This is a genomic window from Actinoplanes sp. NPDC051411 (assembly GCF_040682075.1).
GTDB lineage: Bacteria > Actinomycetota > Actinomycetes > Mycobacteriales > Micromonosporaceae > Actinoplanes.
Genome location: NZ_JBFBAD010000221.1, coordinates 1 through 11052 on the forward strand (window position 1 = coordinate 1; position 11052 = coordinate 11052).

Genomic DNA, 11052 nt, shown 5'->3' on the forward strand with positions numbered 1-11052 from the left:
GGGCTAGTGGCTGGAAAAAATAATCTAGTACCTCCACCGCTCGATTTCTCCCGCGTTATATCAACCGTGGCAGACTGCCCGGCGGCTCAGACGACGACGCTGACCAGGCGGCCCGGGACGACGATGACCTTCTTGGGTTCGCGGCCGGCCAGGACGTCGGCGACCGCGGCCAGCGCGGCCTCCCGCACCTCGGCCTCGGACGCCTCCGGCGCCACCTCGACGCGCTCGCGTACCTTGCCGTTGACCTGCACCGGGTAGGTGACCGAGTCGGCCTTCAGCTGGGCCGGGTCGGCGACCGGGAAGCCGGCGTAGGCCAGCGAGTCGTCGTGGCCCAGCTTGCTCCACAGCTCCTCGGCCAGGTGCGGGGCGAACGGCGACACCATCAGCACCAGCGGCTCGATCGCCTCCCGCGAGGCGACCGGCAGCGGGGTCAGCGTGTTGGTCAGCTCGATCAGCTTGGCGATCGCGGTGTTGAACCGCAGCTCGTCCAGGTCGTCACGGACACCCGCGATGGTGCGGTGCAGGTGCTTGCGGACCGCCGGCTCCAGGGGCTGGTCCTCGGCGCGGACGGCGCCGGTCTCCTCGTCGACGACCAGGCGCCAGACCCGCTGCAGGAAGCGCTGCGAGCCGATGACCGCCCGGGTCTCCCAGGGGCGGGAGACGTCCAGCGGGCCCATCGCCATCTCGTAGACCCGGAACGTGTCGGCGCCGTACTGGTCGCACATCTCGTCGGGGGTGACGACGTTCTTCAGCGATTTGCCCATCTTGCCGTATTCACGGAAGACCGGAGCGCCCTCGTAGAAGTATTGGCCGTCGCGCTCGACGACGTCCTCGGCCGGGACCACGACACCGCGGGCGTCCCGGAACGCGTACGCCTGGATGTAGCCCTGGTTGAACAGTTTGCGGAACGGCTCGAAGGACGAGACGTGGCCCAGGTCGTACAGGACCTTGTGCCAGAAGCGGGAGTACAGCAGGTGCAGCACCGCGTGCTCGACGCCGCCGACGTACAGGTCGACGCCGCCGCTGTCGCCGTCGCGCTGCGGACCCATCCAGTAGGCCTCGTTGTCCTCGTCGACCAGCCGCTTGTCGTTCTGCGGGTCCAGGTAGCGCAGCTCGTACCAGCAGGAGCCGGCCCACTGCGGCATGGTGTTGGTCTCCCGGGTGTACGTCTTCAGGCCGTCGCCCAGGTCCAGCTCGACGTTGACCCAGTCCTTCTTGCGGGACAGCGGCGTCTCCGGCTCGCTGTCGGCGTCGTCCGGGTCGAACGTGCGCGGCGAGAAGTCGTCGACCTCGGGCAGCACGACCGGCAGCATCGACTCGGGCAGCGCGACCGGCAGCCCGGTCTCGTCGTAGACGATCGGGAACGGCTCACCCCAGTAGCGCTGGCGGCTGAACAGCCAGTCGCGCAGCCGGAAGGTGGTCGCGCCGGTGCCGTGCCCGTGCTGCTCCAGCCACGCGATCATGGCGGCCTTGGCCTCGACGACGCCCTTGCCGTCCAGCCAGTCGCTGTTGATCGCCGGGCCGTCGCCGGTGTACGCGCCCTCGAAGTCGTCCGACGACGGCCGCACGGTCCGGATGATCGGCAGGTCGAACGCCTCGGCGAACGCCCAGTCCCGCTCGTCCTGGGCCGGCACCGCCATGATCGCGCCGGTGCCGTAGCCGGCCAGCACGTAGTCGGCGATGAAGATCGGGATCTCGGCGCCGTTGACCGGGTTGGTCGCGTACGCGCCGATGAAGACGCCGGTCTTGGCCTTGGCGTCCGCGGTCCGCTCTTCCTCGGTCTTGGCGGCGGCCTCGGCCCGGTAGGCGGCGACGGCGGCCTCGGGAGTCGAGTGCCCGCCGGTCCATGCCGGATTTGTCCCCTCGGGCCACGCGGCCGGGACCAGAGCGGAGACCAGCGAGTGCTCCGGCGCCAGCACCATGTACGTCGCGCCGAACAGCGTGTCGGGGCGGGTGGTGAAGACGCGGATCGAGGACGGGCCGGCCGGGAAGTCGACGTGGGCGCCCCGCGAACGGCCGATCCAGTTGCGCTGCATCAGCTTGACCGGCTCGGGCCAGTCCAGCGCGTCCAGGTCGTCGACCAGGCGGTCACCGTACGCCGTGATCCGCATCATCCACTGCTTCAGGTTGCGCTTGAAGACCGGGAAGTTGCCGCGCTCGCTGCGCCCGTCCGGCGTGACCTCCTCGTTGGCCAGCACGGTGCCCAGGCCGGGACACCAGTTGACCGGGGCCTCACTGACATAGGCCAGCCGGTGGTCGTCGATCAGCTTGCGGCGCTCGACCGGGCTCAGCGAAGCCCACGGCGCGCCCGGGGTCGGCCGGTCACCGGACTCGAACTGGGCGATCAGCGAGGCGATCGGGCGGGCCTTGCGGATCTGCGGGTCGAACCACGAGTTGAAGACCTGCAGGAAGATCCACTGGGTCCAGCGGTAGTAGTCGGGGTCGGTCGTCGCGAACGTGCGCCGGTCGTCGTACGCCAGGCCCAGCCGCCGCAGCTGACCGCGGTACCGCTCGATGTTGGCCTCGGTCGTCGTCCGCGGGTGGGTGCCGGTCTGCACGGCGTACTGCTCCGCGGGCAGGCCGAACGCGTCGAAGCCCATCGGGTGCAGCACGTTGAAGCCGGCCATCCGCTTGTAGCGGGTGTAGCTGTCGGTGCCGATGTATCCGAGCGGGTGACCGACGTGCAGGCCCGCACCCGACGGGTACGGAAACATGTCCTGGACGTGCAGCTTGGGCGCGCCCGCGCGCGGGTGGTCGGGGTCGGCCAGGGCGCCTTCGGGGTTGGGCGCGTAGAACGTGCCGTTGGCCGCCCAGTACTCCTGCCAGCGCAGCTCGATCTCACCGGCCAGGGCGGCGGTGTAGCGGAACTGCGGGGTCTCTGACTCGCTCATCGTCGGCATCTCGCGTTCAAAAGTCGATGGGCACAAAAAAGCCCCTCACAGGGAGGGGTCGCCGTGCTGTGCCCGTCTCAGCGGCGGGAGATCAGCACGGCCGGCTAAGAAGGAGAAACTGCCGGGCCACACGTGCATGGTACCGGTCGCCGCCGCGCGGCGGCGACCGGTATCCAGCCCTACGAGGCCGAGCCGTAGACGGAGAGCTCGGTGTTGTCGAGGAAGGCGCAGCCGCTGGCCGTCGAGTTGGGGTCGGCGCAGAGGCCGGCGTCCTGGCCCTGACTGGTCAGCGCGGTGTAGCGGATGTAGGTGACACCGGTCGTGCCGCCGGTCAGGGTGACCGGGGTGGCCTTGACGGTGCCGGCCGGGAAGGTGCCGGTGGCCGCGGTCGTCCAGGTGACGTTGTCGGGCGAGGTCTCCACCCGGTAGCCGCCGGTCGACGCGGTCGCGTCATCGCCGCAGGTCGCGGACGGGTTGATCACCAGCTGGCCGATGTCGACCGTGTCGATGAGTTTGAGCACGATCGTCTGGCCACCGGCCGCGACGTCCGAACCCCAGCCGCCGACCTGGGACTGGTCGATCAGCTTGGCCGGCCCGCAGTCCGGGGTGTAGTCGGGCCCGGTGAAGCTGACCACCGAGCCACCGCCGCTGGACGCCGCCCAGTCCTTGCGGACCGACCAGTTCTCGGTCACGGCGTGGGACGGGATCGAGAGCGTCTTGACGACCGTGTCGTACCCGGCGCCGCGCGCGAAGACCTTCGCGTACGTCCCGGGAAGGATGCCGGAGATGGTGTAGCTGCCGTCGGCGGCGGTGACCGTCTCGTAGCTGCCGGCGAAGCCGGAAGCGTGCCCGCCGAAGCCGACCGAGAGGCCGGCCACCGCGGCGCCGGTGTCCTGGTCGTTGACCTTGCCGGTGAGCGAGCCGCGCGGGGTGTCCGGGTTCGGCGGCATCGAGAAGTCCTCGACCGGCTGGGAGTCGTCGCCGTCGACCGCGGCCGCGAAGTAGCCCATGCCGCGCTTGGCGAAGACCGACCAGATCGTCTTCTGGAGCTTGCCGCCGTCGGCGACCAGGTCGGCGGCGAGGATCGAGTTGCGCTCGTCGAGCATGGACGGGTTGCTCGGGGAGAGCTCCATGGCCCGGGTGACCAACTGCTCGGCCTTCTTGCTGCCGATCAGCTTGCGCAGGTCCCACAGGGTCTGGCCCCAGATCTCGCCGTCGGCGTGCACCTCGGCGCCGCGGGCCGAGATGCGGCCGTAGTCGCCGTACGTGTAGCCGCCGGGACCGGCCAGCGGGGTGCCCGGGCACGCGGTCGACGTGGTGCCGACCGGGCAGTCGAGCGGTTCCGTACGGATCGTGCCGCCGCCGTCGACGTACCGGCCGACCCGGACGTCACCGATGGCCGCGGTGTCCTTCTGCAGGCCCTGGTCGTCGAGGTAGTCCATGGCGTACCAGTCGCTCCAGGCCTCGCCCATGGCACCGGCTTGGATGTCGCCCAGAGTGGACAGACCGTCGGCGTCCACGACCAGCCGGTTCGACAGGCCGTGCGTGTATTCGTGGTAGACGATGTCCGACTCGTCGCCCGAGTTGCCGGCCAGGAACCGGGCGCTCGGCAGGAAGAGGTACATCTGCATGCGCGGCGGCGTGCCGTCGGGCGGGGTGTTCATGTTGGCGTTGTTGGTGTGGGCCGCGTTGGGCAGGCCGTTCGCGGTGTTCGCGCCGTCGTCCGACTGCGCCTGCACGGCGTCGCCGTCGACCGCCTCGAAGTTGCCGGCCTGCCGGGTGAAGCCGATCGGCGCCGCCTTCAGGTGGTCGTGCCAGTTGCTGACGAAGAAGAACATCTGGGCGGCGTTCTGGTCGCGGTTGACGCGCCACGAGTTGGGGACCGACGGGTCCCAGGAGCACTGGTACTGGTCCGAGCAGAGCCCGCCCACGTCGAACTTCGTGAACGGGAAGTCGAAGCTGCGCTTCCCGGACGGGGCGACATCTTCGCCCGGGTTGTCGACGTCGTCGTCGTTGATGTCGGAGTAGACGTGCGCGGTGTTGCCGGCCAGCCAGGGCGAGTTGTTCGGCAGCCACCTGCTCAGGTCGGTCTTCTGCTGCTTGCCGCCCTTGGGGGCACCCGGGTAGTTGGTCCAGGTGTCGGCGGTGTCGGCGTCGACCGTGCTCTGCCGGAACAGGACGTCACCGCTGGACGCGTCGACGACATGCACGTAGCCCTCGTCGAGGGCCACGGTCTCCCAGGCCAGGTGCGGGCCGGACGCGGTCTGGAACCAGACCAGTTTCGCGTTGCCGCCGTCGCTGAACGTCGCCGAGCCGGCCGAGGACGCGGTGACCCGGGCTCCCGACGTACCGGAAACGTCCTTGACCGCCGCGGCGCGGGCAGCGGCGGCGGAAAGCCTGGTCGCACCGGCCGTGGCCGGCAGTGTCCGCAGCGGCGAGCCGTCGACCTGGACGAGGCGGCCGTCCTTGGTGACGTGCGCCTTGAGGCCGTTGCCGAAGACCGGTACGCCGTCGGCGACCTGCTGGAAGCTGAGGTGGTGGGTGCCGTCGATGTCGACGTAGTCCTGCCGCAGCGTCAGGCCGGCCAGGCTGCCGAAGAGGTCGGCGTGGGCGCGGACGTAGGCGAGGGCGATGTCGGCCGGCTTCTGGCGGCTCGGGCCGGTGAGGAAGCCGTCGAGCTTGGTGACGCGGCGTGGCGTGCCGGTCGACTTGTCGATGTCGACGATGCCCTGGACGCCCAGTTGCTGGGCCAGGGTGTTCGCGTTGGTCGTCGTCGCTTTCAGCGCCTGCGGTGAGGCGGCGGCCGGCGCGGCGGTGATGCCGCGGCGGCTGTCGTAGTCGGCGTGGTTTCCGGTTTTCGCAACGGCGGCTTTGGCCGGCGCGGCCTGCGCCACAGCGGGAAGAAGGCCGGCCAGGAGGACGGCTCCGGCAGCAGCCGCCCCCATCCGCCGGGTCACGGTCGGAACGGACAACGGTCTCAATTCAGCCCCTTTCGCCACGGGCTCGGTGGTGAAACCCGTCGATGGCTGATCGTTCGCGTCATCGATGCGAAGAATCTAGACCGGTGTCGACTTCTTTACGCATCCGATACCCGTGTCCGGTTGACGGACATCAAAACCGTCCACCTGCCCGAGTCGGCGAGTTGCTGTGACCGGGCTAACCTGTCCGTACGGGCGGCGAGCGCCGGAGGCCCACGGACCGCCGGCCGCCCGCAAACCCTTCGGCGTGAAGTACTTGGAGGAGGCCCGTGACAACCCCGACCTGGGACGAGCCCGGTGGACCGATGGCCGGCGACGACTTCCGAGCCGCGGCTCAGGCCATCATGGCGAACATCGAGCAGGTCATCGAGGGCAAGAGCGCCACCGTGCGGCTCGCGCTCGCGGTGATGCTGGCCGAGGGTCACCTGCTGATCGAAGACGTCCCCGGCGTAGGCAAGACCAAGCTTGCCAAGGCCCTGGCCCGCTCGATCGACTGCTCGGTACGCCGCATCCAGTTCACCCCCGACCTGCTGCCCAGCGACGTCACCGGGGTGAGCGTCTACAACCAGGAGACCCGCGACTTCGAGTTCAAGCCGGGCGCGGTGTTCGCCAACCTGGTCGTCGGCGACGAGATCAACCGGGCGTCGCCCAAGACCCAGTCCGCGCTGCTCGAGTGCATGGAGGAGCGGCAGGTCACGGTCGACGGCACGACGTACGAACTGCAGGCGCCGTTCATGGTCATCGCGACGCAGAACCCGATCGAGATGGAGGGCACCTACCCTCTGCCCGAAGCGCAGCGCGACCGGTTCACCGCCCGCATCGCCATGGGCTACCCCGACCCGCGGGCCGAACTGGCCATGCTGAGCGGGCACGGCAACCACGACCCGCTCAACGATCTGCGCGCGGTGGCCGACGCCGCGATGGTCCGCCGGCTGATCGCCACGGCCCGCGACGTGCACGCCGCCGAGGCCGTCCAGCAATACGCGATCGCCCTGGTCACCGCCACCCGCGAGGCCCCCGAGCTGCGGCTCGGCGCGTCCCCGCGGTCGAGTCTCCAGCTGATCCGCACCGCCAAGGCGGTCGCCGCGCTCGAGGGCCGCGACTACGTGCTCCCCGACGACCTGCAGGCTCTGGCCGTGCCGGTCCTCGCGCACCGCGTCATCCCGACCGCCGACGCGCAGCTCAACCGGCGGACGACCGACGCCATCGTGTCCGAGATCGTGCACCGGCTGCCGTTGCCGCACGACCGCAACCGCTCGCCGTACGACACCCGCAACACCGGCGGCACGCAGTACGAGTCCCGGGGGCGCTGACATGCGGGAGGCCTTGCGGGGACTCACGACGCGCGGCCGATCGTTCCTGGCCGGGGCCGGCGCCGCCACGGTGTCCGCCTTCATCCTCGGCGAACGCGACCTGCTTCGGGTCGCCGTGCTGCTGGCGGCGCTGCCCCTGCTCGCCGCGATGTACGTCGGGCGGAGCCGTTACAAGCTCGCCTGCAGCCGCTCGCTCGAACCCGGCCGCGCCCCGGTCGGCTCGAGCGCCCGGGTCATCCTGCGCCTGCAGAACATGTCCCGGCTCCCCACCGGCACCCTCCTGCTGGAGGACCGCCTGCCGTACGCGCTGGGCAGCCGGCCGCGGGTCGTACTGGAACGGCTCGGCGCGCACCAGGCCAGCTCGGTGGCGTACACGGTGCGGGCCGACGTGCGCGGCCGCTACCCGATCGGCCCGCTGGTGATCCGGCTGACCGACCCGTTCGGACTGTGCGAGCTGACCCGCTCGTTCCCGAGCGTCGACCGGCTGACCGTCATCCCCCAGGTGGTTCCGCTCCCGACGGTGCGCCTCGCCGGGGAGTACGCCGGCACCGGCGACAGCCGCGCCCGGTCGGTGGCCGTGCACGGCGAGGACGACGCCGCCACCCGCGAATACCGTCGCGGCGACGACCTGCGCCGGGTGCACTGGCGCTCGACCGCCCGCACCGGCGAGCTCATGGTGCGGCGCGAGGAACAGCCTTGGGAGAGCCGGGCCACGGTCGTGCTCGACACCCGGGTCTTCGCCCACCGCGGCGAGGGCCCGACCGCCAGCTTCGAATGGGCGGTCTCGGCCGCCGCCAGCGCCGCCGTGCACCTGCGGCAGGCCGGCTACAAGGTGCGCATGGTGACCGGCGGCGGGGTCGACATCGACGCCACCGAGGTCGGCGGCGAGGGCGTGCTGCTCGACACCCTGGCCGACGTGAAGCTGGCCCAGAACGGCGACATCTCGATCCTGGTCGAGCAGGTGCGCCGGCGCTCCGACGGCGGCCTGATCGTCGGGCTGTTCGGCTCGCTCACCACCGCCGAGGCCGAACTTCTGGCCGGCATGCGGGGCACCGGTGCGACCTGCATCGGCTTCGCCATCGACAGCTCGACCTGGGTGACCATGGGGACCGGGGAACGGCAGGAGGCCGACCGCGAGCACGCGGCGGCCGCGCTGGCCCTCGTGCACAGCGGCTGGCGTTCGGTTCCCGTCCGCCACGGCGACCAGTTGCCCGTGCTGTGGCCGGCCGCCGCCCGCGGTTCGAGCGGGTTCGCCTGGCGGGCCGCGATGGCCGAGACGGTCGGCGGGGTGATCCGATGACCGGGCGACGCCGGCTCGGCCTGGTCGCGGGCGGGGCGACGCTGCTCTCCGCGGCACCGATCTCCACCATCTTCAACGCCTGGACATGGCTGCTCGAGTGCATCCTGGCGGTCGCGCTGATCAGCGGCGCCGCGTTCCTCACCCGCACCTTCCGGTTCCCGGTCTGGGCCCAGATCGTGAGCGAGTTCGTCGCGCTGCTGCTGGCGCTCAGCTGGATCTTCCCGGCGCCGCACGGCTTCCTCATCCCGACCCCGGACACCCTCAACCACTTCGGCGACCTGCTCACGCAGGCCGGGCAGGACACCCGCGACTACGCGGTGCCGGTGCCCGACCGGTCCGGGCTGCTGTTCGTCGCGGTGCTCGGCATCGGCCTCGTCGCGATCGTGGTCGACGTGCTCACGGTGGTGCTGCGCCGGCCGGCCCTGGCGGGCCTGCCGATGCTGGCGATCTATTCGGTACCGGTCGCGGTCTACGTCGACAGCGTTCCGGTGACCCCGTTCATCGTGGGCTCGATCGGCTATCTCTGGCTCCTCGTCAGCGACAACATCGATCGCGTACGCCGGTTCGGCCGCCGATTCACCGGCGACGGCCGTGACGTCGACGTGTGGGAACCGTCGCCGCTCGCCGCCGCGGGCCGGCGCCTCGGACTGGTCGGCCTGGTCGCGGCCGTCCTGCTGCCCCTGCTCGTGCCGACCATCACCGGCGGCCTGCTGTCCCAGCTCACGCAGAGCGGCAGCGGCGTCGGCCAGGGCGGTCTCGGCAACGGCACCGGCGGCAAGATCAACCTGTTCGCCTCGCTGGCCGGCAACCTCACCCAGGGCGACACGGTCAACCTGCTCAAGGTCTCGACCAACGAGCAGAGCCCCTATTATCTGCGCTTCGCGGTCGCCGACCAGCTCACCAACGAGGGCTTCGGCTCGCACACGCCCTCCGGGACGCCGCTGTCCCGCGGACTGCCCGACCCGCGCACCGCCAGCGCGGCCGACGACAGCGACTACAAGCAGTACCACGCCACGGTCGAGATCACCGACAAGCTGACCCAGGCATTGGCGCCGATCTACACCAACACCATTCAGGTCGGCAACCTCGACGGCAACTGGAACTTCGACCGCGGCCAGCAGGTGCTCTACTCCACCCGCACCACCACGAAGAACAAGAAATACTCGTTCGACTACGTGCGGGCGACCTACACCCAGGACGAACTGCGGGCGGCGCCGGCGCTGCCCAAGGACGACCCGTTCGTCCTGCAATACACCAACACCCCGGCCGACGCGACGGTCAGCACCCAGGTACGCAGACTGGTCGCCGGCAAGAACACCGACTACGACAAGGTCCTGGCGCTGTACGACTTCTTCTCCAAGAAGAACGGCTTCACCTACAGCCTCACCACCGAGCCGGCCGGCAACGCGTCACAGATCGCCGCCTTCCTGCGCAACCGGGCGGGTTACTGCCAGCAGTACGCGGCAGCGCTCGCCTGGATGGTGCGCGCGGCCGGCATCCCGGCGCGGGTCGCGTTCGGCTTCACCCGGGGCACGACCGGCGACAACATCACGTACACGATCACCAACCGCAACGCGCACGCCTGGACCGAGGTCTACTTCCAGGGCCTCGGCTGGATCCCGTTCGACGCCACCCCGTCGGCCGGCCTGACCGGTTCGGCACACCCGGCGTGGGCGCCCGACAACGACGCGCCGACCCCGACCGCCTCGTCGTCCAACGCGGCCGGCCAGCCGGGCGCCAACCCGTCGTCGGCGATCGACAAGCAGAACCGGCCCGACCGGAGCTTCGACAGCGCCGGCGGTTCCGGCGCGGCCGGCACGAGCGCCGCGGGCCTCTCCACAACCGGCCTGATCGTCGTGATCGCGGTGGCCCTGCTGATCGTCCTCCTGCTGGTGCCGTCGGTGCGGCGGGCACTGCTCCGCCGGCGCCGGCACGCGGCGACGGTACCCAAGACGGTGACGGTCACGCAGGCGTCCGGGGCGCTCGACATAGTGGTGACAGCCGAGGCGGTGCAGGCCCGCGAGTACGCCCACGCCGCCTGGGACGAACTCATCGACACGATGATCGACTACCGCATCCCGGTCGACCCGAGCGAAACCCCACGCGTCACCGCCCGGCGCCTGATCAACGACGCGGTGCTGCTCACCGACGCCGCGAACGCGGCCACACTTCTCGGCACGGCCGAGGAGCAGGCCCGGTACGCCCGGCGCCCGATGCAGGGGGCGGAACTCCCCCCGGCACTGCGACAAATCCGCAAGGGCCTGGCCCGCTCGGCAAACCGGCGCACCCGGCTGGCCGCGTCGATCATGCCACCATCGGTCCTGCTCCGCTGGCGGCTCGGCCTGTCCGACCTCTCAACCCGCCTCGCCGGCACGGCGAGCCGCACGCGCGAGTCGATGTCCCGCTTCAGCCCGCGGCGCCTGCTGGCCCGCTCCCGCTAGGCGAATCTTTCGGCGGCGCTCCCCCGGGTTTCTTCCCCGGGGGGCGCCGCGGGTGGTTTGGGCCGCGGGTTTTTTTTTAGCGCGGGTGTTTTCGCGCGGGTTTTGTGCGCCGCTGGGGAACACACAGAG

General features: G+C 70.7%; 5 protein-coding genes. 3 read left to right on the forward strand and 2 right to left on the reverse strand.

All coding sequences use genetic code 11. The annotated features are described in order from the left end of the window. Positions 1 to 86: 86 nt before the first annotated feature. Positions 87 to 2900: a leucine--tRNA ligase gene (gene leuS / locus AB0M88_RS51400; protein ID WP_364115352.1), complete on the reverse strand. Its 2814-nt coding sequence runs from the start codon at positions 2898 to 2900 to the stop codon at positions 87 to 89. Positions 2901 to 3070: 170 nt separating this feature from the next. Further along, positions 3071 to 5863, reverse strand: a complete 2793-nt coding sequence (locus AB0M88_RS51405) for a M36 family metallopeptidase (RefSeq protein WP_364115354.1) — start codon at positions 5861 to 5863, stop codon at positions 3071 to 3073. A 275-nt stretch (positions 5864 to 6138) separates the two neighbouring features. On the opposite strand from AB0M88_RS51405, the gene AB0M88_RS51410 reads away from it, so the two are divergent. From AB0M88_RS51410 to AB0M88_RS51420, 3 genes are read left to right on the forward strand one after another with little or no spacing between them, the layout of a single operon-like run. Next, on the forward strand, positions 6139 to 7182 hold the full coding sequence (locus AB0M88_RS51410) for a MoxR family ATPase (protein WP_364115356.1): 1044 nt from the start codon (positions 6139 to 6141) through the stop codon (positions 7180 to 7182). A gap of 1 nt (position 7183) precedes the next feature. Beyond that, positions 7184 to 8482, forward strand: coding sequence for a DUF58 domain-containing protein (locus AB0M88_RS51415; protein WP_364115358.1), 1299 nt, complete (start codon positions 7184 to 7186; stop codon positions 8480 to 8482). After that, positions 8479 to 10923: a DUF3488 and transglutaminase-like domain-containing protein gene (locus AB0M88_RS51420; protein WP_364115360.1), complete on the forward strand. Its 2445-nt coding sequence runs from the start codon at positions 8479 to 8481 to the stop codon at positions 10921 to 10923. The genes AB0M88_RS51415 and AB0M88_RS51420 overlap by 4 nt, the downstream gene beginning before the upstream one ends. Positions 10924 to 11052: the final 129 nt, after the last annotated feature.